We start from the raw sequence: 26,443 nt of genomic DNA on the forward strand, positions 1-26,443 counted from the left end.
AATTCCTGTTTCTCTCTCCGAATTTTTTAGCTGTGCTGGTAGCGGGCCTTATTCTGCAACTGGCGCTACCTCTTTCTGTGCAGGCAGGTGCCCTGTTTCTGCTGCAACAACAGCCCACCCAGGCCCGCGATACCGTAGGGCGAGATACCACCCGCACAGGATCCTACCAACCCAGCAAGTTCCCGACCGGAGCCCCGAGAGACCGTTTTGGCGACCCCTTTAGCACCCGCCGCTACTACTCCCCCCTGTTTCCTCCGCCGCCTACCCAGCTCCAGCTGGAGATCGATACGGCCTTTAACTATACCGTTTACGAAAACCTGGGCGATTTTCTCTACCGCCCCCCTTCCAGCCTAAGCTTTGAACAATACCAGCAGCTGCGCCGCCAGCAGCTGATCCGGGAATACTGGCAAACCCAGTCGCAGGGGCTGGATGGCGAAAGCGCCGTAAGCAGCCGCAGCCTGATCCCCCCCATCTACACCAGCCCCATCATTGACCGCATCTTTGGGGGCAGCTTTGTCAATATCCGTCCCAATGGCTTTGTAAACCTTGATTTTGGAGGTGATTTTCAGCGGGTACAGAACCCGGCCATCCCCATTCGGGCGCAGCGGCAGTCGCAGTTCAACTTTGATCAGCAGATCAACATGAATGTGATTGGCCAGGTGGGCGAAAAGCTGGAGATCGCCGCCAACTTTGATAGTAACAACAGCTTTGATTTTGAAAACAACTTCCGTGTAGAATACACCGGCTTTCCGGAAGAGATCATAAAAAAAGTAGAGATTGGCAACGTAAACCTGCCGGTGCGCAACAGCCTGATGAGCGGCGCCCAAAGCCTGTTTGGGGTAAAAACCCAGCTGCAGTTTGGCAAGCTATTCGTAACGGGCGTAGCCACTACCCAGCGCGGCGAGAGCGATGTGATTGAGATAGAAGGGGGTTCCCGCAGCAATACCCTCAGCATCCGCGCCTCGGAGTACGATGCCAACCGGCACTTCTTCCTCTCGCACTTCTTCCGCAACCGCTACGGCATTGAGCAGGGGCAGTGGCTCAACAGCCTTCCGCAGGTTACCTCCGGGGTTAACATCACCCGTATGGAGGTCTACATCATCAACCGCAACCAGCAGACCGAGGGCCTGCGCAACGTGGCCGCCTTTGCCGATCTGGCCGAAACAAGCCTGGCCAATCCTGCAGGATCCACTACCCCTGCTACGAACGATGCCAATGACCTTTTTGCCAGAATCAGAGCCAATACCGACCTGCGCAGCGTAGATGAAGTAGACAGAGTGCTGCAGGGGCAGTTTGGCATGCAGAATAGCCGGGACTATGTCCTGATCAAAAGTGCCCGCAAGCTCAATGCCACGGAATTCTCTTACCATACCGAGCTGGGCTACATAAGCCTGAACCGGCAGCTGCAAAACGACGAAGCCCTGGCCGTAGCCTTTGAATATACCTACAACGGGCGCCGCTACCAGGTGGGCGAGCTTACCGAAAACTACCAGAACCGCCCCTCCAACGATGTGATCTTCCTGAAAATGCTGCGCTCCAACAATGTAGATACCCGCGCGCATGTATGGGAGCTGATGATGAAGAACATCTACTCGCTCAATGCCAACCAGGTAGCGCGCGAGGGCTTTCAGCTGCGGGTGGTGTACCGCGATGACCGCAGCGGCCTGGACCAGCCCAACCTGCAGGAAGGGGTAGACCGCCGGGGCGAACCGCTGCGCAACATCCCCATCATACGCCTGCTGGGCCTGGACCTGCTCAACCCCAACAACGACCGCCAGCCCGATGGCAACTTCGACTTTATAGAAGGGGTTACGATCAATCTGGACCGGGGCCTGATCATCTTTCCGGTAAAGGAGCCCTTTGGTGATCACCTGAGAGAGCAAATTGGAAGCGGCCAGCCCAGCATTACCAGTAAGTATGTATACGACACCCTCTACCGCACCACCCGCTACAATGCCGAGCTGGTGGCCGAGCAGAACAAGTACTTTCTGGAAGTAAAATACGCCGCCAGCTCTTCTACCGAGATCCCCCTGGATGGGATCAACATCGCTCCGGGCTCGGTGCGGGTCTTTGCCGGCAACACCCCCCTTACCGAAGGAGTCGATTATCAGGTAGATTATGATTTTGGCCGGGTACGCATCCTCAACGAGGGTATTGTGAACTCGGGCAGAAAGATCCGAATCTCCTACGAACGGGCCTCGCTGCTGAACTTTCAGACCCGGCGCTTTCTGGGCACCCATTTCGATTACCGCTTCAGCGACGATATCAGCCTGGGCGCCACCCTGCTTTACCTCAACGAGCTGCCCCTGATCAGCCGCGTGGGCATTGGGCAGGAACCGACCAAAAACACCAAATGGGGTCTGGATGCCAACATCCAGAAAGATAGCTACTTCCTGACCCGCATGCTGGATGCCCTGCCCCTGCTGCAGACCAAGGAAATGTCTACCATTACCTTTAATGCCGAGTTTGCCCAAATGCTGCCCGGCACCTCCAATGTGGTGAATGGCGAAGGCACCTCCTACATCGATGATTTTGAAACGGCCATTACCCCCTTCCGATTGGATGGGAATGTGTATGACTGGAAGCATGCCGCCACCCCCCTTACCAACGACAACCGCTTTACAAGCCCGAACAGCGAACTGGATTTTGCCTACAAGCGCGCCCGCCTGGCCTGGTACACCATTGACAACATCTTTTACCGCGAAGTAGACCGCAACCGCTATGCCCAGGGCCTGAGCAAAAGCGACATGGAAAATAACTATGTGCGGCAGGTGATCCCCCAGGAGCTTTTTAACCGCGATATCCGCAACCTGCAGCTCAACGAACCCATTTTTGACCTGGTGTATTACCCGGCCGAGCGGGGTCCCTATAACTACAATCCGGCCATCGGTCCCGGCGGAAGCCTCCCCAATCCTTCCCAAAACTGGGCCGGCATTACCCGCGCCCTGCCCGGCGATGTAGACTTTAACCGTACCAACATCGAGTACATCGAGTTCTGGATGATGGACCCCTTTATTACCGGTCCCAATGGCCGTAATGAGGCCTTCCGCAACCACACCATAGCCAATGAGGGCAGCGGTGGCCGCCTGGTCTTTAACCTGGGCAGCGTATCGGAGGATTATATCAAGGACAACCAGCATGGCTTTGAGAACGGCCTGCCGCCCGATGGCAACCTGGAAGGAAATGCCAATGTAACCCGTACCGACTGGGGCTATGTCACCAACCGCCAGTACCTCAACAACGCCTTTGACCTGAACGAATCGTCCCGCCGCTTTCAGGATGTAGGCATGGACGGCCTGCCCAACGAGCAGGAAGCTAATTTCTTCCGCGATGTGCTGGGCCCGGCCTTCCAGAATGTGCAGGATGACCCCTCCGGCGACAACTTCCGCAACTACGTAAGCGACGTCTACAACGGCACCAATGCCAATGTGCTGGAGCGCTATAAATACTTTAATAATGAAGAGGGAAATACCCCCCTGCTTAATACCAGCCAGGGGGTGGTGGCGCAGGGCAATCCCCGCCCCGATAATGAGGACCTAAACCGCGACAACACCATCAACGACCTGGAGCAGTACTACGAGTACTCCATCGACCTGCGGCCCAGCCGCATGCAGGTGGGTCAGAACTACATCGTTGACAAAAAAGTAACCCCGCCCAGCCAGGTAAACGGCGAGCAGGTAAGCTGGTACCTCTTTAGAGTACCCATCCGGGAGTTTACCGGCACCTATGGCGATCCGCAGGGCTTTGAGACTGTACGTTTTCTGCGTACCTACCTCACCGGCTTTACCGACCCCATTGCGCTGCGCTTTGCCAAAATGCAACTGGTAGGCAGCCAGTGGCGCCGCTACACCCAGGACCTGCGCAACGAAGGCCTCAATGTGGTAGGCGAAGAGGATTTCTCCAACTTCACCATCTCGGCCATAGGCTTTGAAGACAATGGGCAGAAGGAGGATATTGTATCTGACCCCACCACTGTGCCTTATGTGCTGCCGCCTAACTTTGTGCGGGACCGCGACATTACGGCCTACAACCAGGATGTGCGCCTCAACGAGCAGTCCATCCAGATGTGCATCGATGAGCTGCAGGACCGCGACTCCCGGGCCATCTTCAAGAACGTAGCCCTGGACCTGATCAACTACGGCTCTATAAAAATGCTGCTGCATGCCCATGCCCAGCAGGGAAGTTTTGTGCAGGATGGGGAAGTGACCGGCTTTCTGCGCATTGGCCCCGACTTTACCCAGAACTACTACGAGATCGAGATTCCCCTGACCATCACCCCACCCGGCAGCACGCTGGATACGGACATCTGGCCTGCGGAGAACGAGATCGATATTTCCATGGATGAGCTTTACAAGCTCAAATCGCTGCGCAACCGCCAGAATGTGTCGCAGGACCGTCGCTTTGCCGGCGTATCGGGCAAGCACAATATTTACGTAAAGGGCAACCCCCAGCTGAACGATGTGCGGGTGCTGATGATTGGGGTGCGCAATCCGGAAGGCGGCACCGACATGAGCCCCAAATCGGTATGCGTATGGGCCAACGAGCTGCGGGTAGCCAACTTTGACCGTACCGCCGGCTGGGCAACCAATGCCCGCCTCAACACCAAGCTGGCCGATGTGGCCAACGTAACGGCCTCTACCCGCTACAGCTCCGTAGGCTATGGCGATATCTCCCAGCGGGTAAACCAGCGCAGCCGGGACGAGAACCTGAGCTATGATATTGCCGCCAATGTGGCCCTGGAGAAATTCCTGCCCGAGCGCTCCCGCCTGGTGGTGCCCATGTTTGTCTCCTACGAGCGCAACATCAGCACCCCTTACTTTGATCCGGCCAGTGAAGACGTACCCCTGGATGCCGCCCTTTTGGCCTTTGAATCGCCCCGGGAGCGCGCCTATTACCGCATGATTGCCCAGCAACGGGCCACCCGCCGCAGCCTTAACTTTACCAATGTGCGCCTCACCCGACGGGAAGGGGATGATACCCCTACCCCCTTTGATCTTTCTAACTTCTCGCTCACCTACGCTTTTAGCGAGGTGCTCAGCAGCAGCTGGGAGATCGCCAGCTTTGTGCAGCGCAACTACAAGGGTGCCGTTGGCTACAACTACCAGCCCAAGGTGACCCCCTTTACGCCCTTTGCCAACAGCCAGCGCCTCAACTCGCCCTGGCTGCTCTGGCTCAAGGATTTTAACATCTCGCCCAAGCCCTCCAACGTTTCGGTGCGCTGGGACCTGGACCGCTACTTTACCCGCAACCAGTACCGCGGAGATGATCTGCTGCCAAGCCTCAACAACATCCAGTTTCAAAAGGCCTTTACCTTTAACCGCCTCTACACCCTGCGCTGGAACCTCACCAATGCCCTTGTGCTGGACTACAACGCCCGGGCCAATGCCATTATCGATGAGCCCGATGGCGATATCAATACCGAAGAAAAACGGCAGGTAGTACTGGATAACCTGGCCGATCTGGGCCGGATGAAAAACTTTGACCAGATCATTGCCGCCACCTATCGCCTGCCCTTTGATAAAATACCCCTCACAAGCTGGATCAATGCCGATGCCCGCTACGAGGTAAACTATTCCTGGACGGCCGGCTCCTTCTCTACCACGCAGGAAGATAACCAGCTGGAGCGTTTTGGCAACCTGATCCAGAACCGCCGCACCGGCGGCCTTACCGGCAAGGTTGACCTGGTGCGCCTTTACAACCAGTCGCCTTACCTCAAGCGTATAAACGATGCCCGTCAGGCACAGGCCCGTCCCAACCAGCCGCAACCCCAGCGACGCCCGCAGGCCACCCAGCCAGAAGGCGCACAGCCGGAAGAAGAAAAGCGTGGCGAGCCCTCTAAATTTGTGCAGGGGGTAGTGCGCGGCCTGATGGCCGTACGGGGCGTTACCTTTAACGCCACCCAAAGCCAGGGCACCATGCTGCCGGGCTTCAGGCCCCGCTCCTTCCTCTTTGGGCTCGACTCGGGTTTTGTAGCCCCAGGCGTAGGCTTTTTGCTGGGCAGCCAGGACCCCAACATCCGCTACCGGGCTGCTGAAAACGGCTGGCTGGTGACCTCTCCGGAGCTTACCACCCCCTTTACCCAAACCAACACCATCAGCTATGATCTGAGGGCCGATGTGCAGCCCATTACCGATCTGCGCATACAGGTAGATGTGCGCAAGGAAAAGAATGCCAATTACCAGGAGATCTTCCGCCAGGATTCCCTTACCCGGCAGTATAGCTCCCTTACCCCTGCCCGGCGGGGCAGCTACAGCATCTCCTTCCTGTCCATCGGCACGGCTTTTGGCGATAAGGAGGGCGAAGGGGGCTCGGCCGCTTTTAACCGCTTTGCCGCCTACCGCCAGCAGATCATGGAGCGCCTGGGCCCCGATTACCAGGGCAACTCACAGGATGTGCTCATCCCGGCCTTTCTGGCGGCCTATAGCGGGCAGGACCCCAACCGGGTAAAGCTATCGCCCTTCCCCAGCATTCCGCTGCCCAACTGGCGGCTGGACTATGCCGGCCTTGGCAAAGTAAAAGCGCTACAGAAATGGTTTACGTCCATTGCCCTGCAGCACAGCTACGTATCGCGCTATACGGTAAATAACTACAGCAGCTCCCTGGCCTATGGCGATGAGCTGGGCGCCGACATTCTGGAGCTCAACAACCGCATAGAAGACTATACTTCGGCCGACAACCTGCTACTGGATCCCCTGAGCGACAACATGCGCCTGCCCAAGTACATTGCCAACCAGGTGGTGATCTCCGAAAAATTCGCACCCCTCATAGGAGTAAACCTGCGCACCAAAACCCGCATGACCCTGCAGATGAGCTACAACCGGGAGCGTAACCTGGGGCTGGATATGGCCAATACCCAGGTAACCGAGCTCAAGAGTGAGGATGTGCGCTTCGACATTGGCTATACCACCAAAAACTTTAAGATCCCCTTCCGCATCAAAGGGCGGGAAACCACGCTTAAGAATGACATCACCTTCCGCATGGGGGTTACCGTGCGCGATACCCGTACGGTGCAGCGCCGTCTGGACGAGCCCGATGATGTAACCAATGGCAACATTAACTTTCAGCTTAACCCTACCATCGACTACATCATCAACCAGCAGCTAAGCACCCAGCTCTACTTCCGCCGCAATGTAAACGAGCCCCACGTGCTCAATTCTTACCCCTCCAGCAATACGGCCTTTGGGGTGCAGCTGCGCTATAATATTACCCAATAAGCTTTTGCATAATCAGAAAGAGGTGTATTTTTGGCACTCTTAAACACAGAAACTATGCAATTTCCTGAAGAGCTGCGCTATACCAAAGACCACGAGTGGATTCGTCTGGAGGGTGATCTTGCAACCGTAGGCATCACAGAATTTGCGCAGCGGGAGCTGGGCGATATTGTGTATGTTGAGATTGAAACCCAGGGCGAAACCGTAGCGCATGGTGAGGTATTTGGTACCGTAGAAGCCGTAAAAACGGTATCGGACCTGTTTATGCCTGCCAGTGGTACCATTGAAGAAGTAAACGAGGCCCTGCAGTCCGAGCCGGAGCTGGTCAACAGCGACCCCTATGGCCAGGGCTGGATGATCCGCATTCGCCTGGAGAACAAAGCCGATTATGACAGCCTGCTGTCGGCGCAGGAGTATGCAGAACTGGTAGGCCAGTAAGCTACCCCTTAGGCCTGCCGGCTGCATGTTTCTTCGCTACAACTTATTTACCCTTTGCTGGATACTGCTTATCCTGCTGCTGACCCTTGCCCCCGGATCGGCCATACCGGTAACCAGCCTGTGGTGGGCAGAGCTGATCAGCATTGATAAGGTAGTGCACTTTCTGATCTTTGCCGTGCTGGTACTGCTGATGATTGTGGGCTTTACCAAACAGTATACCTATGCGTTTGTGCGAAAACATGCCGTACCGCTTGCCCTGGCCGTAAGCATTGGCTATGGCATTCTTATTGAGGTACTTCAGATGTCCATCCCGGGACGTTATTTGGAATTTATGGACCTGGTAGCCAATTCTATTGGGTGTTTTCTGGGATATGGAATCTTTTATCTCGTATATAAACTTTGAAAGACTTGCACTTTTTGGCATTTCTTTCGTTATTTCAATAATTGGTGCAAAATCTCTTTTTTACTGCAGCCTATGGAACCTAAAAAGAATCCGAAGTACGATCTAAGCCGCAAGTCAACGCTTTTCTTCAACATTGGGTTGGTGATCAGCTTGCTGATGGTGGTCGTAGCCTTCGAATGGAAAAGTTATGATGAAGTTGCCGACCTGAGCGGGTATGTAGGCGACGACGACATTGAGATCCTGGACATTCCCATCACGGAGCAGCCACCTCCGCCACCCCCTCAGGAAGTGCCCAAAGAACTGGAGATCATTGAGGTAGAAGACGAAGAGGAAGTGGAAGATGAGCCCCCTATTCAGGACATGGCCGACATCGAAACCGAATCAGTAATTGAAACCCCGGTGATTGTGGCCCCTCCGGTAAAGAAAGAGGTTGTGCAGGAGATCTTCGACATTGTGGAAGAAGAAGCACAACCCCGGGGCGGCATGCAGGCTTTCTATGAATTCCTGGGCAAGAACATCGACTACCCCCGTCAGGCCGTGCGTCTGAGCATTGAGGGTACTGCCTACGTTCGCTTCGTAATTGACGAGCAGGGCAATGTAGAGTCTGCCGAGGTAGTAGAAGGCCGGGAGCTGGGCTACGGCCTGGATGAAGAAGCCATCCGCGTAATTAAGCTCACCAAGTGGACCCCTGGCAAACAGCGGGGCCGTGCGGTAAAGCAGCGCAAAATTCTTCCCGTAAAATTCAAACTACAGAAGTAACATAACGCACTGTAGCGGAAATAGAAAAGCCTGACTCAAAGCGAGTCAGGCTTTTTCTTTTGTGTGAAGAGGATTTACTGCTAGTATTCTATACGGGCTGCAGCAAAAAAGTTATACGAAATGCCAAATTTTTTCGTTAAATTCTGAACCAGGCCAGAATTTCCTTTCAACATATAACCTTTCCGCCTATGCAATCCACTGAAAAACCAAAACAAAAGACCTATCGCCAGGGAAGCGGACTTTATTTTTCCGCAGGCCTGCTCCTGAGCATGGTGCTGATTATCACTGCCTTTGAGTGGAAATCGGCGTATCAGATCATTGATACGCCTATTGTACTTATTGAGGAGCCTCTCTCGGAAGATGACTTTAAACCGGTGGTCCTACCTGCCGTACCAAGCCCGCCAAGGCAAAGCCCTAACATTGAAGAGGTACCTGAGATCACACCCACAATGGAGGAGCCTCCCATAGAGCCCCTGCTTCCGGATGATGAGGAGCCGGAGGTGAACCCTTTGGAGGGGCTGTTTACCGAGGGAAACCCCTTTGGGGTTGAGACCCCGCCAACGGCCGAGGTGATCAACCGGGAGGCTGCACCGGTAGATGGCTATAAGGATTTCTATGACTACCTCCACAAGAACCTGCGGGTGCCCGAGCACCTGCTGGATCAGCGGGGAGAAACCCGCATAGTGATTTCCTTTGTGGTAGATACTGATGGACGCATCACTGATATCTCACTGGCCGAAGGCTCTGACAAAGAGCTGGAGCGGCAGGTAAAACGCCTGCTGGAGAAAGGGCCCGCCTGGGCGCCCGCCTGGCAGCACGATCGCAAGGTGCGGGTGCGCAAGGCCCTACCAATTGTTATTAAAACAAATCGCTAGGCACAACGCCGGCTAGCATAAAAAGAGGGCCTCCCTATGCAAGGAGGCCCTCTTTCATTAATTCCCTGTTATGGATGAGCCAGCACAGCCCGGCCGGCTTACAGGATATTCAGGCTCTGTTCCTTGATCTTCTCCAGCTCTTCCTTCATTTGCACCACCAGCAGCTGCACCGTGGCATCATTGGCCTTGGAGCCGATGGTGTTGATCTCCCGGCCAATCTCCTGGCCCAGAAAGCCCAGCTTTTTACCATTGGAGTCGGCCGATTTCAGGGTTTGCTCAAAGTAGTTGAGGTGCGTACGCAGGCGCACTTTTTCTTCGCTGATGTCCAGCTTTTCAATGTAGAAGAACATCTCCTGCTCCAGACGGTTGCGGTCCAGTTTCTCCAGAGACATCAGCTCCTCCATTTTTTTCTCCAGCCGCTCCCGGATGCTGGCAATGCGCTCGCCATCTTTCTTCTCTACCTCCTGCAGCAGGCGGCTGATCTCGCTGGCATAGCCATGCAGCTTCATGCGCAGGGCATCTCCCTCCCGGGCCCTGAAGACATCGCACTGCTTTACCGCCATTCGGATGGTCTCGTGCATGAGCTGCCACTCCTCCTCCCCTACCTCGGTTACGGGTGAACCGGCCACCTCGGGCTGCTGCAGGGCCAGGCGAAATAGATCATCATGGCTGGCGCCTACACTATCGGCCAGCTGCTGCAAGGTGCTATAGTAGTATGCAAAAAGCTCCTTGTTGTAATCTACATGCGTGCTGGACTGGCCCAGATGCTGCACCTCCACCACTACATTGGCCTTGCCGCGTACCAGCAGGTGGCTGAGCAGGTTGCGCACTTCCATTTCGGCATCGGAGTAGGCTTTGGGCAGGCGCAGGTTCAGCTCCAGGTATTTGGAGTTAAGGGTTTTTACCTCTGCGGTAATAAGTACGTTGTTGATTTCGGCCTGGGCTTTCCCATAGCCGGTCATTGATTTTAGCATGCGATCAGGTTGCGTTCAGAATGCGGTGCTTATCCCACAAAACTACTATTTATTTTGCTTACTTCTGTGCTGGAACTGCAGCTGTTGTTCAATTTACACCATCCCCCCATACAGTCAAAAGCCGGCTTTGAGCCGGCTTTTTTTATGTTGCTTAGAAATCAAATCCCAGGGTCAGGTAATACCTGGCTTTGCCCGATTCATAATCTTCTACCGGCCAGGCCACATCAAATTTGGCATAGTAGCCCAGCAGTACGGTACGCATGCCGGCACCATAGCCCGAGAGCCAGGGGTTGCGGTAATCGATCACCACAATATCAAAGCCGCTGCCCGTATCTGGAATTGGCCGGGTATTTACACTATTGGTTCTGTAGAAGGGCGGCTTGCCCGACCAGGACGAGCCAATGTCAAAGAAGCCTGTAAACTGCAGATTACGGAAAAAATTAGAGGAAATAGGACCTCTATAGAAGTACTGCACCAGCGGAATGCGCAGCTCCAGGTTTAACAGGAGGGCATTGGTACCATACTGGGCGTTGTAATTAAAGCCGCGCATAGGGGTTACATACTCGTGGAAGAGCAGGTTGCGATCATCCTGATGGCGGAAACGGTTAGGATCGCTGGGCTGGTAGAAGGGGTCAAGGGGGTTGTTTTGCCGGCTGGTGCTGTTAAAGATCCAGTTGTCCATGCCGCCCATGATAAAGAGTGGCTGATTGGAGCCGGTAAAGCGTCCATAATAGGCCCTGGCCGCCAGCGTAATCTCCCGGCTGATGGGCTGGTAATGCCGAATTTCGGCCGAGAGTTTGCCAAAGCTCATCTGTGATTCGGCCACTCCCAGCATATGCTCATAGCCCATTTTGGCACGGGTACCCCTAAAGAGGTTAAAGCCCTTAACCAGCGTATTGTCATATACAAACTGCAGGTGGCCACCCCCATAAATGGTATTGGCCCGGGTAGTGCTCAGGCCGCCGGTGCTGCTGGTAGGGTCTACAGCCGGCAGGTAGGTGGTGGTGGCTACGGTAGGCCCGCCCTCCAGGCGGCTGCTGATGGAGAAGGGGTACGACATGCTCACCCGCCCCTTATTGAGCACAAACTTATCTTTTTCCACCCCGGGCAGCGGGCGCAGCACCACGCGCCGGTCTACACGCACGCGCCAGTCAATGAGGTTTTTCAGGTACTGATACTCCATAAAGAGATCGCCGCTGCGGTCCAGCCGGGCGAACACCCCGGCATAGATCTTATGATTTTCCAGCAGGTCGTTCAGCTCCCCCTCGATCACAAATCCCAGGGCGCCGGCCCCAATACTGGCCCGCAGGGGGTCAAAGGCAATAGAGGTCACCAGGTTATTGATCATAAAGCGAGGCTCCATCTGAAAAGGCCCTTGTATGGGTTCCTTGCGGCGTGTTTGCCGGTAGGCGCTCAAGAAGGATGCGGTGCGGCGCTCGGGCTGCTGCTGGTTGGCGGCCGGATCGGCCGTACGCGGCGAGCTTGGGCTGGCAGAAGGCTCAAACACATAATTGTCGGTGTTGATCAGGCCGGGCTCCTCGGGCTCGGCTGCGGGCTGCCGGGTCTGGGTGGTATCCTGAGGCGTGAGGGCTGGCTGGCCGGCCAGCGTATCACGGGGCTGTGTGGGTTGAGCCAGGCTATCCTGTGCCGTAGCGGGGGTTTGTCTGGTACCTGGCCGCTGTGGCTGGGTGGTCTGCCCCTGCAGGCGACTCTGGTAATACTGGCGGGTTTGCAAAATGCCCTGCCGGCGGGTAGCCTTAGTAAAGCGGTTGGCGGCCAGATCCATACCCGGAATGTAGTGTACGCGCTCACTGCCTTCGCGCAGGGCTACAAAGGCCAGTCCGCGGGTGCTGGTATTCAGTGAATAATCCAGGATGCTGGTGTAATAATTGGTAAGCTGGTTCAGCAGACTATCCTGCAGGTTGTAGCGAAACAGGTTGGTAATGCCCCGCTGATCGCTCAGAAAATAAATATTGCCCTGCCCATCTGCGGTAGGCATATAATTTTTGCCCAGCGAATTGGTCACCCGGGTAAGCACATTGCCGGTGGTATCTACATTAAAAATAAAGAGGTTGTAGGTATCAGAGATATCGCTAAGGGGTACCGTCTGGCGCCGGTTAAGTGTATCGGTGGTGCGGTTGGAGCTGAACAGAATGTTGTTGGAGCCGGGGATAAAGGTAGGGGTTACATCATCGAAACCGTCGTTGGTTACGGCCGTAAGGGAGCGGCGCTGCAGGCTGTAGAGGTAGATATCGTTGCGCCCTTCTTTTTCAGCGCTTAAGGCTACTACCCGCCCGTTTGGCGAAAAGGCAAAGCTGTTTACCTGGCTGATCTTACCAATGGTCTGGCGCTCATGGCGCTCATTGAGCACATTTACCAGGTAAAGGGTATAGAGCCCCTTGCGCACACTCATAACCCCCAGGTGGGTGCTGTCCTGCCAGTCTACCAGCGGTATGGTATCGTCGGTCTGCTGGTCCAGCACCCGGTAGCCGGTTTTTAGTACGGTGCGTATTTTGCCACTTTCCAGCTCTTTGATCTTGATGCTGTAGCGGCCTCTGAAATTTTCGGTATAGGCCAGGTAGCGTCCGTTAGGGCTTAGCGATACACTGTTGTGCAGCTGCAGGCCCGAGCGTTTTTCTGTTACAACAGAGGCCTCCTCGGGCACTGTGTAATCGCTTAGGGCATCCTGGGCATTGGAGAGGTAATAGGTTTGCCAGTTGTTGAGAAACTGCCGGAAGGGCATGCCCAGCGTATTGGCAATGGCCATTTCTTCATTGCGGATGATGCGCGTATAGTTGAGAATGTTTGAGATGTTGGAGCGGCCGTGTTTCTCGGCAATGTAGGTCCAGATGGACTGGCCGATGAGGGCAGCCTGCTGGCCCTGCAGTTTATTGAGGCGGGACGCCCGGCCATCCAGAAATTCATCCCGCAGGTAATCGTCCATAGGCATGCCCCAGCCATAGGCCACATAGCGGGCGGCGCCCTCCAGAAACCACTCGGGCAGGCTCATCAGGTAAGTATTCTGAAAAATATCGGAAAGGCTGCCCCCAAACATCATGTCCATGAGCAGCATGCCCGATACGCGCAGCACCAGCTCGCTTTTAAACTCCTGCAGTGTACCGGGAAAGGCAATCTCTACCTGCGATTTTACAAAATTGGTCTGCCCGCCTACGGTAAAGGGGTTCTCGTTTACGCCCACATTGCTTTGCTGCATATCGGCCATGGAGTTGTAGAGAAACACCTTGGTCTTGGAATAGGGCGCATAGCCCAGCACATCGGTGATGCGGTCATACTCATCCTCAATGTAGCGGGCCGTAAGCTTGGCCAGCTCCTGCCCGTCGTCGTAAAAGTAAATATCGAAATTGCTGGTGCTGTAGAGGCGCCAGTTAAATTCTTTATGCTGCAGACGGTTCTTGCCAAAAGTAGCTTTGGTAAGTTGTGCCGGCGATGCAAAGGGGAGCAGCAGACAGGATAGCGCCAGCAGCGTACGGGTAAAAATAGACATAGGCCTTATCTGGAGGGCAAGTGTTCTAATATAACGAATAAAACCGCTTAATACTTATTTCTGTTGCCAGTTCTGTACCATTTTTCAGGTGATCAGCCAACAATTCTGCACAATAGGGAGCCAGGCTAACGCCCTTGGTACCTAATCCATTAAAAACATAGAGTCCGGGCAGCTCCGGATGGGCGCCCAGCACCGGCCTGCGGTCTTTGGTAGCCGGCCGAATGCCCACCTGCTGCTCCAGCACCTGCCAGGGCATGGCTACCAGCGCCCCCAGCTTTTCTTCTATCTCGGCCCGGCCTCTGGGGTCGGGCTCCAGGCTCAGGTCCTGATGGTTGTAAGTAGAGCCTGCCCGGTAGCGCCCACCGCCCAGGGGCACCATAAACACCCCCCGGTTGGGGATAAAGGGAAACTCCTCCCCGGTCTGCAGCAGCAGCACATCGCCCTTTACCGGCCGCAGCGGCAGCCACTGCCAGTAGCGGCTCTGCAGCTGGGCGGTGCCGGTACAATATACCAGCTTATCGGCCTCAACATCCCGATACCGTACCCCCTGGGGCAGTAGCTCCAGCTCCTCTTCGGCAAAGGCATCGGCCCTAAAGGCGCCCTGTTGCTGCAGGTAAGCCCGCCAGCTATCCAGCAGCAGCGGAATGTCCAGCCAGCCGGTTTGCCTGAGCATAAGGCCCCCAAAGGGGTTGATCAGCTGGGGACTATGGATTGGCCCGTCTTCTATGCGCTCGATGTAGGGGGCATAGGCCGGATCGCTCCAGCGGCCGTGCCAGTCGTTCTTTTCGGCAATGGACACAAAGGGGCGGTAGAGTGGCATGGGGTGCAAAAAGCGCTGGCCGGTAAGCTCCTCCAGCGCCTGGTAGGCCTGCTCTACCAGGGGAAAAAGCCGGTCGGCCCACCAGGTCTTGACCATCTGCCGTCCGGTAATGGGGTTGTACAGGCCGGCAGCAATGCGGCTTGAGGCGGTAAGCTGCGGCTGATCAAGCACCAGCACGCTCAGCCCCCGCTGGCGTAACTGGTACGACAGCAAGGTTCCGGCCAGGCCCTGGCCAATCAGCAGCACATCTACCTTCATAGGGCGAAAGAAAACAATTAAGGGTGGTAAATAGTCAAAATTAAGTACATTTTTGCAAAAAACGAGCCGCATGATCCAGGTACAAAGCTTTACCTTCAATCCCTTTGCCGAAAACACCTTTGTGCTCTATGATGACGAAAGCCTGGAGGCCGCCATCATCGATCCGGGCTGCTACGAGCCTGAGGAGCAGGAGCAGCTGCAGGCTTTTATTGAGCAAAAAGGCCTTACCCCCACCCTGCTGCTCAATACGCACTGCCACATTGATCATGTGCTGGGCAACTGGTTTGTGAAAAAGACCTGGAAGCTCCCCCTGCAGATTCACCGGCTGGATGAGCAGGTGCTGCGCGCTGTGCCTACCTATGCCCCCATGTACGGTTTCTCCCGCTACCAGCCCACCGAGGCCGATGCCTACCTGGAGGAAGGACAGGAGCTAAAACTGGGCGCCCACGCACTCAGCATCTTGTTTGTACCGGGCCATGCCCCCGGCCATGTAGTGTTCTGGCAGCAGGAGCAAAAATTCTGTATTGGGGGAGATTGCCTGTTTAATGGCAGCATTGGCCGCACCGACCTGCCCGGCGGCGACCATGATACCCTCATCAAAAATATTCGGGAAAAGCTGTTTACCCTGCCCGACGATACCACCGTGTACTGCGGCCATGGCCCTGCCACCAGCATCGGCCATGAAAAAAAGCACAATCCCTTCTTTTAACCCCCCTAGTCAGTGAGCATACGCCATTACATTCCCAATGCCCTTACGTGCAGCAACCTGGTGTGCGGCTGCCTGGGCCTGGTAGCCGTGCTGGAAGGCAAGCTGATCTGGGCCCCTTACCTGATCTGGCTGGCCGGCCTGTTTGATTTTCTGGATGGCTTTGCCGCCCGCCAGCTGAAGGTAAGCTCTCCCATAGGGGGTGAGCTAGACTCCCTGGCCGATATGGTAACCTTTGGCGTGCTGCCTTCCATGCTCCTGTTTGTGATGCTGCGGGAGCCAAACCTGGCCGGACTGGAGATGGCGGGTATTGATATGGCTAGCTGGGACCTGCCTGGCATGACGATGCCCGGCTGGGTGCCCTACCTGGCCTTTGTGGTAGCTGTTTTCTCGGCCCTGCGCCTGGCCAAATTCAATGTAGATACGCGCCAGACCACCAGCTTTATAGGGGTGCCAACGCCGGCCAATGCGCTGCTCATCAGTTCCTTTCCACTCATTGTGCAGCAGCAGCCCGACTGGAGCTTTATCTGGCACCCGGCCTTTCTGCTGGCCGTAGCCTTTGGTATGTCGTTTTTGCTGGTAGCCGAAATTCCCCTCTTTGCCCTTAAATTCAAGGACTTTAGCTGGCAGGGCAACCGCATCAAATATATCTTTCTGCTGCTTTCGGTGCTATTGATAATTTTCTTCAAATTTGTGGCAATCCCGCTCATTATTTTACTGTACGTTTTTCTATCCCTGCTCACAAAAGAGCCGGAAGTTGTGCGCTGAGCGTCGACAAGCTGCTGCCACTATACAATACCCCCTGCCCCGGGGCGTTGAAACAGGCAGTACCCCGGCCGGGGAACCACTGCGGCACAACTGCCGTTTTACCACTAGTCCTGTAAAACAGTCTATGCCCTGGCGAGTACTCTTTCTCCTCATTTGCTGCCTCTGCCTCAGCGTGCCCCTTGTAGCGCAGCAGCAGAGTATTCTGGCAGAAGGGAGCTGGTACCGGCTGGGCGTTACCGAATCCGGCGTTTACCGCCTATCCACCACCTATCTGCGTCAGCATGGCATTTTGCCCGAAGGGGCCGATCCGCGCCTGCTGCAGATCCGGGGCTGGGGTGGCGGCATGCTGCCCGAACCCATTGCCAGCCCCCGCCCGCAGGACCTGCCCCAACTGGCTATTGAGGTGCAGGGCGAAGAAAAGGGCCGGCTGAGCGAGGGTGATTTTGTACTCTTCTACGCCCAGGGACCTGATCTTCTGCAATACGATCCCGGCAGCGGCTGGTATACCCATCAAAAGAATATCTATTCCGATACAGCCTACTACTTTATCGGCCTGGGGCCTGAGCCCGGCCTGCGCATCGGCCAGTTACCAAACCTGGGCCACAGCCTGCCGCTTATTACCAGCCATGAAGGTGTAGACGTCTACGAAAAAGACGAGGTAAACCTGATTCAGTCGGGCCGCCGCTGGTTTAGCGATGGCTTTGGCTACACCCCCAGCCGCAGCTATACCACCCGCCTGCAGGAACTTACGGCCGGCACCCTGCGCCTGCAAACGGTCTTTGTCAATGCCCATGAAAGTGCGGTTACCTTTAGTGTGCGCCTGGCCGGCCAGCCTGTGCAAAGCCTGCAGCTGCGGGGTGTAGATCCCTACCAGTATGCCAATAAGGGCTGGATTGGAGAAGAAAAGACCCAGATTGCCAGCAGCTCGCTACCGGCTGCAACCTCTCCCCTACCCCTTGAAATTTCCCTGACCGGCAGCACCAGCGGCAACCGGGCCTACCTGGACTATTACCTCCTGCAGGCCCCCGTTCGCCTGCGCTACCGCGCTGCCCCCCTGCACTTTCTGGCGCCTCAAAGCCTGCAGCACCCCAGCGTTACCTATCAGCTGGCCGATGCTCCGGCCGGCCTGCGGGTGTGGGACATCACCAGCCCAGAGGCCCCTATGCTGCAGCACAGCAGCCAGCAGGGGGGAGCACTCCTGTTTGGCGCCGCCAGCAGCCAGCTGCGCAGCTATATTGCTTTTGCGCCCGCCACTGCGCCGGAGCCCCGCTTTGCGGGCAGAATTGCCAATCAAAACCTGCGGGCCGATCTGCAGCCCGAGCTGGTGATCATCAGCCACCCCAGCCTGCTGGCAGAGGCCCGGCGCCTGGCGGCCTTTCGGCAAAGCCACGATGGGCTGAGCACCAAGGTGGTTACGCCTCAGCAGGTCTACAACGAGTTTTCTTCGGGCCGGCAGGATGTTACCGCCATCCGGGATTATATGCGCCACCTCTATGTGCAGGGCGGGGGCCGGCTGCGCTACCTGCTGCTCTTTGGCAAGGGCTATTATGATTACAAGGGCCGCACCCCCCAGAACTACAACCTGGTGCCCCTGTACGAGTCCTACAACTCTACCCACCCCATCAGCAGCTGGGCATCCGATGATTTTTATGGCTTTCTGGAAGATGGGGAGGGAGATTGGGTGGAAAGTGAAAGTGGCAACCAGTCACTGGAGATTGGCATTGGCCGACTGCCCGTAATCACCCCCGCCGAAGCCAAAGAGGTGGTGGACAAACTGATTGCCTACAGCAGCGAGCCTTCCGGGCTGGGCGGCTGGCGGCAGCGCATTCTGTTTGTAGCCGATGACGATGACGGCAATGTGCACCAGCTGGATGCCGAGCGGCTCTCCCGCCTGGCTCAGGGGGCCTCTACCCCCTTTAACCTGCGCAAGCTCTATCTTGATGCCTTCCCTAAGCTGATCACCCCCAATAGCCAGACGGCACCTGCTGCCCGCGATGCCCTGCTGCAGGCACTGGATCAGGGCGCCCTGATTGTGAACTATACCGGGCATGGCAGCCGGGACTTTTGGGCCGCCGAGCGCATCTTTTCCAAAAGCCTGGCCGAAGGACTGAAAAACAAGGACCGCCTGCCGCTGATTGTGACCGCCACCTGCGAGTTTGGCCTGCACGATGGGCCCATTCGCTCCGGTGCCGAAGCGCTGCTGCTCAATCCCCGGGGGGGCGCCATTGGCCTGCTCACCACCTCCCGCCCGGTGTTTTCGCATACCAATTTTCAGATCAACAGCGCCTTCTATGCCAATGCACTGCCACAGAAAGCCAGCGAGCAACTGCGCCTGGGCGATATCATGCGCCGCACCAAAAATGAGGGGGTACCCGGCAGTGGCATTAACAACCGCAACTTTGTGTTGCTGGGCGACCCCTCCCTGCAGCTGGCTTATCCGCGCCAGCCGGCAGTAGTTACGGCCATCAGCAGTGCCAGTGGCGCTACCGATACGCTCAGAGCCTATGAAGAGCTCCTGATTACGGGCAGCATCCTGCGGGCCGACAGCAGCCTGGATGAAAACTTTACCGGCAGCCTGCTGGCTACGGTGTATGATAAAAGTGATGAGTTGAGCACCCTTGGCCAGACGGCACCCCCCATACAGTACACCCAGCGCCAGAATGTGCTCTTCAGGGGTGAAACCCGGGTAACGGCAGGCCGCTTCAGCATTGCCATGGTGGTGCCCAAAAACATTCGCTATGAGCTGGGAGCCGGCCGCATTGAGCTCTATGCCACCCATGCCGATGGCAGGCGCGATGCCGGCGGCGCTATTGAAACCATCCTGGTGGGGGGCAGCGCTCCTGCCTTTACCCCTGACCGTACGCCCCCCAGCATTCAGCTGTACCTGAATGACACCACCTTTGTATCCGGCAATCCGGTAGGAAGAGAGGCCCTGCTGCTGGCACGTCTGCAGGATCTCAACGGCATTAGTATTTCCTATACCGGCATGGGCCAAAACCTGGAAGCGGTGCTGAACGATACCCTTACTTGGGTACTGAATGACTATTACACCAGTGTAGGGGGCGATTATCGGCAGGGCTGGGTGCGCTTTCCGCTGCAGAAGCTGCAGCCCGGCCAGCAGCAGCTGCGCCTGCGGGCCTGGGATACCCACGGGAATATGCAGGAAGCCGAACTCAGCTTTTTTGTGCCGGCAGCAGACAAAATCACCATTAGCCGGTTACACAATTATCCCAATCCGTTTACGGACCAGACAACCTTTGTTGTAACCCATAACCGGGCCGGAGATGCACTGGAAGCTACCTTATTTTTGTACGGGCCCGATGGCCGCCTGCAGCGCCGCTTCAGCCAGCAGCTTGGCTCCGCCACCGGCACCCTGGAGCTGGCCTGGGACAGCAGGGGGGAAAATTTAACCCCGGGTTTATACGTAATGAAGGTGCTGCTGCGTTCCCTTAGCGACGGCAGCGTAGCAGAAAAGGCAGAAAAATTGGTGATTCAACAGTAATCGTTATTTCTTTCTTATATTTAAGCCGGTATAGCAACATGAACGAGATCATGCGTAAGATCTTTTTAGCATTTATTTTTAGCCTTTCGGCCAGTTCGCTTTTTGCTCAAGTGCAGAATCCGTCGTTAGGTCAGCTCGAGGACAGTAACCCCATTATCACCGCAGTTCCCTTTCTGATGATTGCTCCGGATGCCCGCAGCGGCGGCATGGGCGATGTAGGCGGCGCCATTTCTCCCGATGCCAATTCCATGCACTGGAATATCGGCAAGATGGCCTTCATCGAAAATAATTTTGGCGCCTCCCTCTCTTACACCCCCTGGCTGGGCAAGATTGTGGATGACATGAACATTGCCTACCTGGCGCTTTACTACAAACTGGACGATCTGCAGGCCATTTCCGGCAGCCTGCGCTATTTTGACCTGGGTGATATTACCTTCACCGATGAAAATAACCAGATCATCCGCCCCTACAATCCGCAGGAGTATGCCTTTGATCTGAGCTACTCCCGCAAGCTGTCCGACAAGCTGGGCATAGGGGTAACCGGCCGCTTTATTCACTCCAACCTTACCGGCGATGGGGTGAACGGATTGGATACCAAGCCCGGCAACAGCCTTGCAGCCGATATTGGCCTGTACTATACGTCTGATCTGGCAGTAGGCGCCCGCCAGGGTTCGCTGGCCTTTGCTGCGGTGGTTTCCAACATTGGCAACAAGATCTCTTATCTGGACGAAAGCACCGAAAACTTCATCCCTACCAACCTGCGCTTGGGCACTGCCTACACCGCCTCGCTTGACCCCTACAACAAGATAACCCTTGCCGTAGACCTGAACAAGCTGCTGGTACCCACCCCTCCCACCGACCCCAACCGCTCACTGGTAAGCGGTATTTTCACCTCCTTTAGCGATGCCCCCGGCGGCTTTAGCGAAGAGGCAAAGGAAGTTAACATAGCCTCCGGCCTGGAGTACTGGTACAATGATCTGTTTGCTGCCCGCACCGGCTACTTCTGGGAGCATGGTGAGAAAGGCGGCCGTCAGTTCTTTACCCTGGGCGTAGGGCTGCGCTACCAGGTATTCAGCATGGACTTTGCCTACCTGATTCCCCAACAGCAGCAACATCCCCTGGCCGAAACCCTGCGCTTTACGCTGGGTGTAAATTTTGGAGGCGACAACTAAACCGAACACCCCCTTTGGCGGTAGTTCTACTATGCTAGATCGTAAAAGCCCACCCCCTTTTCAGAAAGTACAGCACATACAGCTACCCCAGGTAGAGCGGCACCAGCTCTCCGGCGGCATGCCGGTGCATGTGATCAATGCCGGCAAACAGCCTGTGCTGCGGCTGGAGTTCATCATCAAGAATGGTGCAGTGAGTGAGCAGGTGCTGGGGCAGTCGTTTTTTGCCACCAAAATGCTTACCGAAGGCGCCGGCCCGTACTCGTCTAAAGAAATTGCCAATATACTGGATGCACATGGCGCCCATGTAGAGCACCTGCCCGGCCTGGATTATTGCACCCTTACCCTGTATTGCCTGAGCAAGCACCTACCGGCTCTGCTGGAGCTGTTTCGGCTGGTGCTTACCGAGCCCCGTTTTCCCCAGAAAGAATTTGATATTCTGCGGGACATCAAAAAGCAGCGCATACTGGTAGACAATACCAAAAATGCGGTTGTGGCCGGCAAAAAATTCAGGGAAGTGCTTTACGGAAACCATACCTATGGCACCCACCTGACGGCTGAGGATGTAGACCGCCTGCAACTGGCCAATGTGATTGACTTCTACAAGACCAACCTGCAGAATGGCTTTGAGCTGCTGCTGGCCGGTCAGGTAGATGATGGGGTGCTGCAGCAACTGGAGCACTATTTTGGTGACCTGCCCTACCGCAATCTCACCGGCTCGGCCCTGGAGGTACAAGGCAGCGGCAGCACGCAGCGCCATAACCTGCCCAAAGAAGACAGCCTGCAGTCAACCATCCGCATGGGCAAGGTACTCTTTAATGTGACCCATCCCGATTTCCATACCTTTACCGTGCTGAATACCGCCCTGGGTGGCTACTTCGGCAGCCGGCTTATGAAGGAGATCCGGGAAGAGCGCGGCTATACCTATGGCATCTACTCCAACCTGATCCCCATGAAAAACTCGGGCTACTTTGTGATTGGCACCGATGTGGTAGGTGAGCATACCGAAGATACCCTGCAGGAGATCGAGCGGCAAATTCGCCTGCTGCAAACGGAGCCAATGCCAGATGAAGAGCTGGAGATCATCAAAAACTATATGGTGGGCTCCTTCCTGGGCAGCATGAACACCCCCTTTGCGCTGGCCGATAAGTTTAAGACCGTGTATTTCAATGGCCTGGGGCTGGAGTTCTTCAACGAACATGTGCGCCAGATCTATGCTGCCTCCGCCCAGGACATTCAACGCCTGGCCCGGCAGTACCTGGACCCGGCCTCTTTTGCCACAGTGGTGGTGGGCATGGTATAACATACCCCCCTTAAAAGAAAGAAGGGTAGCGCATGGGCTACCCTTTTTTGCATTATCAACATACCTATTATTACGCATTGCTGGTACCGGACTGCGGCAGTTGCCTGCCGGTGTAGTGCTCCGGTGATTGTTTTGCAGTGTCTGAGCGGCCATCTTAAGCAGCTACTGCTCTGCTGGTGCTTTGCTAGTCCAGATCCTTTCTCACCCGCCTCTCTACTCCAGCACACACACTGTTCCGGGAGGGCTGTTAGCACAGACCCTGTTTTGGATTCTACACTGCTAAATAAGCAAAATTTGCGTTAACAAATTATAATTATTGTACTTAATCCTTAGGCATGTAAGAAAAAGCCCTGATGCCTACCAATAGCCACCGCCGAGCTTTTCTCCCGGGGGTATTGGGGAAGTCGGCAGGATACGTACCTTTATAGAAGCAAGGGGCTGAGCGCCCTTTAGAAGCAGTTATGAAGGTTATCGGATTTACATTTATACGAAACGCCATAAAGTACGATTATCCCATCCGGGAGGCTATTTTATCCATTCTTCCGCTCTGTCAGGAAGTGGTGGTAGCCGTAGGCAATTCTGATGATGCCACCCTGGAGCTGGTGCAGCAGCTTGCCCCCGGCAAGATCCGCATTATTCAGACCCAATGGGACGAAACCCTCCGCCAGGGGGGACAGGTGCTGGCCGAAGAAACCAACAAAGCCTTTGCCGCCGTAGCCGAAGATGCCGACTGGGCCTTTTACATACAGGGCGATGAGGTGATCCACGAGCAGTACCTCCCTGCCATACAGGCCGGCATGCAGCGCTGGAAGGAGGATAAGGGGGTAGACGGCCTGCTCTTCAACTACCTTCACTTTTATGGCTCGTATGATTATGTGGGGGATGCCTACAGCTGGTACCGCCGGGAGATCCGCATTGTGCGGCCCACTAAAAGGATCTATTCTTACAAGGATGCGCAGGGCTTTCGCAAGGACAACAACCAAAAACTGCGGGTAAAGCCTCTGGATGCCTGGGTATACCACTATGGCTGGGTACGCCCCCCAAAAACCATGATTGAAAAGCACCGGGATACGCGCAAATTTTACACCGACGATGCCACCATTGCCCAGCGCTGGGGCAACAAAGAAGAGTTTGATTATGGCAGCATTGACTCGCTGGCGCCCTTTAGCGGTACGCACCCGGCCGTTATGCAGGAGCGTATTAAAAAGATCAACTGGCGCTTTGATTTTGACCCCAGCTTTAACCGGCTGCGGCCCAAAGACCGCTTTCGGCGCCTGGTGGAAAACCTGACCGGCTACCGCCCCTTTGAATACAAGAACTACAAAATTGTCTGAAAAAGGCCCGAAAAGAAGAAACTGCTATTGCTAACGAACGTTAGGTTGTATAGATTTGTTAGAAGAATGAACGGAAGAGTACTCTCAAAAAAGAAGCAGGTAGAACAAACGGCTACCTCCCTGTTCCAGCAGCGGGGCTATGCCGCTACCTCCATGCGCGATATGGCACAGGCCCTGGGCATAGAAGCGGCCAGCCTGTACTCGCACATTCGCAGCAAGGAAGAGATTTTGCAGAACATCTGTTTTCGGATGGCCCGCCTGTTCTTTGCTGCGCAGGATGAAGCCCTGAGTGGCTTTACCGGTACTGCTTCCGAAAAACTGTCCCGGGCCATTGTGGCCCACATCAAAGCCATTACGGAAGATACATCTGCCTCAGCCGTATTCTTTTCGGAGTGGCGGCACCTGAGCGAGCCGCACCTGTCGGAATTTAAAGAAATGCAGGCACGTTATGAGGGTACGTTCCGGGAGATTCTGCATGAGGGGCTGGGCTCAGGCGAGTTTGTGGACCTGGATGAGAAATTTGCCATGCTCACCATACTCTCGGCCCTTAACTGGACCCATCAGTGGTTTAAGCCCAGCGGCCGCATGAGTGCCGAAGAGATTGGCCAGCGGCTGGCCGATGTGATATTAAACGGATTACGAAAGAAATAAACCTATACGCATATGTACGGTGGTGGAAATACATTCGAAAAACTGCAGGGCACGGATCTGCAAAACGAAGATCCCCAGAAACTGGCCGAATTTGAAGCCCGCATCCAGCGGGGCGAAAAAATAGAGCCTGCCGACTGGATGCCGGCCCTGTACCGCAAGCAGCTGGTCCGCATGATCGAGCAGCACGGCCATAGCGAGATCATTGGCGCCCTGCCCGAAGGCACCTGGATCACCCGCGCCCCAGGCTTTAAGCGCAAACTCTCGCTCATGGCCAAGGTGCAGGATGAGGTAGGCCACGCCCAGCTGCTCTATGCCGCTGCCGAAACCCTGGGCAAGCCCCGGGAGCAGATGATCGACGACCTGATCAACGGCAAATCCAAATATTCCAACATCTTTAACTACCCGGCCTTTACCTGGGCCGATGCCTGCACCATTAGCTGGCTGGTAGATGCCGGCGCCATTGTAAACCAGCTGGCCAACAGCCGGGGCAGCTACGGTCCCTACTGCCGGGCCCTGGAGCGCATCTGCGCCGAAGAAAGCTTTCACCTCAAGTATGGCCATCATGCCGTGATTCACCTGGCTACGGGTACCCCTAAGCAGCGCGAGATGATGCAGGCTGCCCTTAACCGCTGGTGGGGCCCGCTGATGCACTTCTTTGGTCCGCCCGATAAAATGAGCGTCCATTCCGAAACCCTCATGCGCTGGAAGGTAAAAATGGCCTCTAATGATGACATGCGCCAGCAGTTTCTGGACATGTACGTGCCCAAGATCTGGGAACTGGGCCTCACCATTCCCGACCCGCTCCTGCGCAAGAATGAAGAAACCGGCAAGTGGGACTACACCGAGCCCGACTGGGAAGAATTTAAGCGAGTGATCAATGGCGATGGCCCCCTGAACAAGGAGCGCCTGGCCGTGCGCCGCACGGCTGAAGAGCGGGGCAAATGGGTGCGCGACGCCATGAAAAAAGTGGCCGCCAAAGAATACGTTACACCCCTGGCCTAAGGAGTGGAGCCGGTGCAAGCGCCCTTGTACCGGCTTTTCGCCTACAGGCTTGAACGATCCGCCGCTGCGCTCCATTGTCCATTGTCCAACGTCTATTGTCCACTGTCTATTAACTCCATGGCCTCTACCTTCATCCAATCCCTCGACCCCCGGGTAACCCGCCTGCAGATGCCCGAAGATATTAACCAGCAGCCTCTGCAAAGCGAGGCCTTAGATCAGCTGGTAACCTTTCAGGTATTTATGCAGAAAAAGGAAGGGAAGAACTTTGAACATGCCGGTATTGTGCATGCCCCAACCGTAGAGCTGGCCCTGCTCTATGCCAAGGAGCAGTACAGCCGCCGCTTTACCTGCAGCGGTATGGCCGTAGCCGAAACCAGCACCGTAATGGCCAGCCCCTATACCGATGGCGGCATCAGCGTATACCAGTTGCTGGAGGGCGAAGCCGAAGCCACCACCGCCACTGCCGACGTCTATGAAGTATTTCACCTGATGAAACGCGGAAAGCAGCATGAGCATGCCGGCAGTGTAGAGGCCAATTCGGTAGAAGATGCCTTTTACAAAGCCAAAGAAAGCCTTATGCCCGAAAAGCCCGTGCTGAACATCTGGCTCATCCGGCGCGATGATCTGCTGACGGTAGATGAGGAAGACAAAGACATCTGGAACACCCTGCCCGAAAAAGGCTACCGGGATGCCGCCGCTTACAAGGCCGGCGATAAGCTAAAAGATTTCAAGGAAAAGAACGAGGCCACCTCTTCTCACTAATAC

17 protein-coding genes are annotated in these 26,443 nt (G+C 55.6%); 14 read left to right on the forward strand and 3 right to left on the reverse strand.

Translation table 11 applies throughout. The features are described from left to right. Positions 1-32: 32 nt before the first annotated feature. From sov to ADICEAN_RS01435, 5 genes are all read left to right on the forward strand, one after another. Entirely contained in the window at positions 33-7,214 is a 7,182-nt protein-coding gene (gene sov / locus ADICEAN_RS01415; RefSeq protein WP_009193714.1) for a T9SS outer membrane translocon Sov/SprA, read from the forward strand. A 54-nt stretch (positions 7,215-7,268) separates the two neighbouring features. Further along, on the forward strand, positions 7,269-7,649 hold the full coding sequence (gene gcvH / locus ADICEAN_RS01420; RefSeq protein WP_009193715.1) for a glycine cleavage system protein GcvH: 381 nt from the start codon (positions 7,269-7,271) through the stop codon (positions 7,647-7,649). A gap of 25 nt (positions 7,650-7,674) precedes the next feature. Continuing rightward, positions 7,675-8,052, forward strand: coding sequence for a VanZ family protein (locus ADICEAN_RS01425; protein WP_009193716.1), 378 nt, complete (start codon positions 7,675-7,677; stop codon positions 8,050-8,052). A 72-nt stretch (positions 8,053-8,124) separates the two neighbouring features. After that, positions 8,125-8,811, forward strand: a complete 687-nt coding sequence (locus tag ADICEAN_RS01430) for an energy transducer TonB (protein ID WP_009193717.1) — start codon at positions 8,125-8,127, stop codon at positions 8,809-8,811. A 188-nt stretch (positions 8,812-8,999) separates the two neighbouring features. Beyond that, entirely contained in the window at positions 9,000-9,686 is a 687-nt protein-coding gene (locus ADICEAN_RS01435; protein WP_009193718.1) for an energy transducer TonB, read from the forward strand. Between the two features lie 98 nt (positions 9,687-9,784). On the opposite strand, the gene ADICEAN_RS01440 is transcribed toward ADICEAN_RS01435, so the two are convergent. From ADICEAN_RS01440 to ADICEAN_RS01450, 3 genes are all read right to left on the reverse strand, one after another. Further along, positions 9,785-10,660 carry a YicC/YloC family endoribonuclease gene (locus ADICEAN_RS01440; RefSeq protein ID WP_009193719.1) on the reverse strand — a complete coding sequence of 292 codons (876 nt, stop codon included), beginning with the start codon at positions 10,658-10,660 and terminating at the stop codon, positions 9,785-9,787. A gap of 151 nt (positions 10,661-10,811) precedes the next feature. Further along, the gene (locus ADICEAN_RS01445) at positions 10,812-14,165 is read right to left on the reverse strand and encodes a translocation protein TolB (protein WP_009193720.1); all 3,354 of its coding nucleotides are present in this window, start codon (positions 14,163-14,165) and stop codon (positions 10,812-10,814) included. A 25-nt stretch (positions 14,166-14,190) separates the two neighbouring features. Then, positions 14,191-15,243, reverse strand: a complete 1,053-nt coding sequence (locus tag ADICEAN_RS01450; RefSeq protein ID WP_009193721.1) for an NAD(P)/FAD-dependent oxidoreductase — start codon at positions 15,241-15,243, stop codon at positions 14,191-14,193. 70 nt (positions 15,244-15,313) lie between these two features. On the opposite strand from ADICEAN_RS01450, the gene ADICEAN_RS01455 reads away from it, so the two are divergent. The 9 genes from ADICEAN_RS01455 (at position 15,314) to ADICEAN_RS01495 (ending at position 26,440) form a co-directional block, all read left to right on the forward strand. Further along, complete coding sequence (locus tag ADICEAN_RS01455; RefSeq protein ID WP_009193722.1) at positions 15,314-15,952, forward strand: MBL fold metallo-hydrolase; 639 nt, start codon at positions 15,314-15,316, stop codon at positions 15,950-15,952. A gap of 12 nt (positions 15,953-15,964) precedes the next feature. Continuing rightward, complete coding sequence (locus tag ADICEAN_RS01460; protein WP_009193723.1) at positions 15,965-16,717, forward strand: CDP-alcohol phosphatidyltransferase family protein; 753 nt, start codon at positions 15,965-15,967, stop codon at positions 16,715-16,717. Positions 16,718-16,841: 124 nt separating this feature from the next. Next, positions 16,842-20,219, forward strand: coding sequence for a type IX secretion system sortase PorU (gene porU / locus ADICEAN_RS01465; RefSeq protein ID WP_009193724.1), 3,378 nt, complete (start codon positions 16,842-16,844; stop codon positions 20,217-20,219). 38 nt (positions 20,220-20,257) lie between these two features. Further along, positions 20,258-21,391, forward strand: coding sequence for a type IX secretion system outer membrane channel protein PorV (gene porV, locus ADICEAN_RS01470; RefSeq protein WP_009193725.1), 1,134 nt, complete (start codon positions 20,258-20,260; stop codon positions 21,389-21,391). A gap of 31 nt (positions 21,392-21,422) precedes the next feature. Further along, on the forward strand, positions 21,423-22,691 hold the full coding sequence (locus ADICEAN_RS01475) for a M16 family metallopeptidase (RefSeq protein WP_009193726.1): 1,269 nt from the start codon (positions 21,423-21,425) through the stop codon (positions 22,689-22,691). Between the two features lie 461 nt (positions 22,692-23,152). Continuing rightward, positions 23,153-24,025, forward strand: coding sequence for a glycosyltransferase family protein (locus ADICEAN_RS01480; protein ID WP_009193727.1), 873 nt, complete (start codon positions 23,153-23,155; stop codon positions 24,023-24,025). Positions 24,026-24,091: 66 nt separating this feature from the next. Further along, entirely contained in the window at positions 24,092-24,676 is a 585-nt protein-coding gene (locus ADICEAN_RS01485; protein ID WP_009193728.1) for a TetR/AcrR family transcriptional regulator, read from the forward strand. 12 nt (positions 24,677-24,688) lie between these two features. Then, positions 24,689-25,678, forward strand: coding sequence for a 1,2-phenylacetyl-CoA epoxidase subunit PaaA (gene paaA, locus ADICEAN_RS01490; RefSeq protein WP_009193729.1), 990 nt, complete (start codon positions 24,689-24,691; stop codon positions 25,676-25,678). Between the two features lie 117 nt (positions 25,679-25,795). Beyond that, a complete protein-coding gene (locus ADICEAN_RS01495; protein WP_009193730.1) occupies positions 25,796-26,440 on the forward strand; it encodes a phenylacetate-CoA oxygenase subunit PaaB in 645 nt (214 codons plus the stop codon). Positions 26,441-26,443: the final 3 nt, after the last annotated feature.

The sequence above is a fragment of the Cesiribacter andamanensis AMV16 genome, from assembly GCF_000348925.1.
Lineage (GTDB): Bacteria > Bacteroidota > Bacteroidia > Cytophagales > Cyclobacteriaceae > Cesiribacter > Cesiribacter andamanensis.

What these genes read in the sequence shown, in the direction of transcription:
- ADICEAN_RS01475 (WP_009193726.1), top strand. Translation starts at nt 21,423, where the DNA reads ATGCTAGATCGTAAAAGCCCACCCCCTTTTCAGAAAGTACAGCACATA.
- ADICEAN_RS01425 (WP_009193716.1), top strand. Translation starts at nt 7,675, where the DNA reads ATGTTTCTTCGCTACAACTTATTTACCCTTTGCTGGATACTGCTTATC.
- paaA (WP_009193729.1), top strand. Translation starts at nt 24,689, where the DNA reads ATGTACGGTGGTGGAAATACATTCGAAAAACTGCAGGGCACGGATCTG.
- ADICEAN_RS01435 (WP_009193718.1), top strand. Translation starts at nt 9,000, where the DNA reads ATGCAATCCACTGAAAAACCAAAACAAAAGACCTATCGCCAGGGAAGC.
- ADICEAN_RS01450 (WP_009193721.1), bottom strand. Translation starts at nt 15,243, where the DNA reads ATGAAGGTAGATGTGCTGCTGATTGGCCAGGGCCTGGCCGGAACCTTG.
- ADICEAN_RS01440 (WP_009193719.1), bottom strand. Translation starts at nt 10,660, where the DNA reads ATGCTAAAATCAATGACCGGCTATGGGAAAGCCCAGGCCGAAATCAAC.
- ADICEAN_RS01485 (WP_009193728.1), top strand. Translation starts at nt 24,092, where the DNA reads ATGAACGGAAGAGTACTCTCAAAAAAGAAGCAGGTAGAACAAACGGCT.
- ADICEAN_RS01430 (WP_009193717.1), top strand. Translation starts at nt 8,125, where the DNA reads ATGGAACCTAAAAAGAATCCGAAGTACGATCTAAGCCGCAAGTCAACG.
- ADICEAN_RS01445 (WP_009193720.1), bottom strand. Translation starts at nt 14,165, where the DNA reads ATGTCTATTTTTACCCGTACGCTGCTGGCGCTATCCTGTCTGCTGCTC.
- gcvH (WP_009193715.1), top strand. Translation starts at nt 7,269, where the DNA reads ATGCAATTTCCTGAAGAGCTGCGCTATACCAAAGACCACGAGTGGATT.
- ADICEAN_RS01495 (WP_009193730.1), top strand. Translation starts at nt 25,796, where the DNA reads ATGGCCTCTACCTTCATCCAATCCCTCGACCCCCGGGTAACCCGCCTG.
- porU (WP_009193724.1), top strand. Translation starts at nt 16,842, where the DNA reads ATGCCCTGGCGAGTACTCTTTCTCCTCATTTGCTGCCTCTGCCTCAGC.
- ADICEAN_RS01480 (WP_009193727.1), top strand. Translation starts at nt 23,153, where the DNA reads ATGAAGGTTATCGGATTTACATTTATACGAAACGCCATAAAGTACGAT.
- ADICEAN_RS01455 (WP_009193722.1), top strand. Translation starts at nt 15,314, where the DNA reads ATGATCCAGGTACAAAGCTTTACCTTCAATCCCTTTGCCGAAAACACC.
- porV (WP_009193725.1), top strand. Translation starts at nt 20,258, where the DNA reads ATGAACGAGATCATGCGTAAGATCTTTTTAGCATTTATTTTTAGCCTT.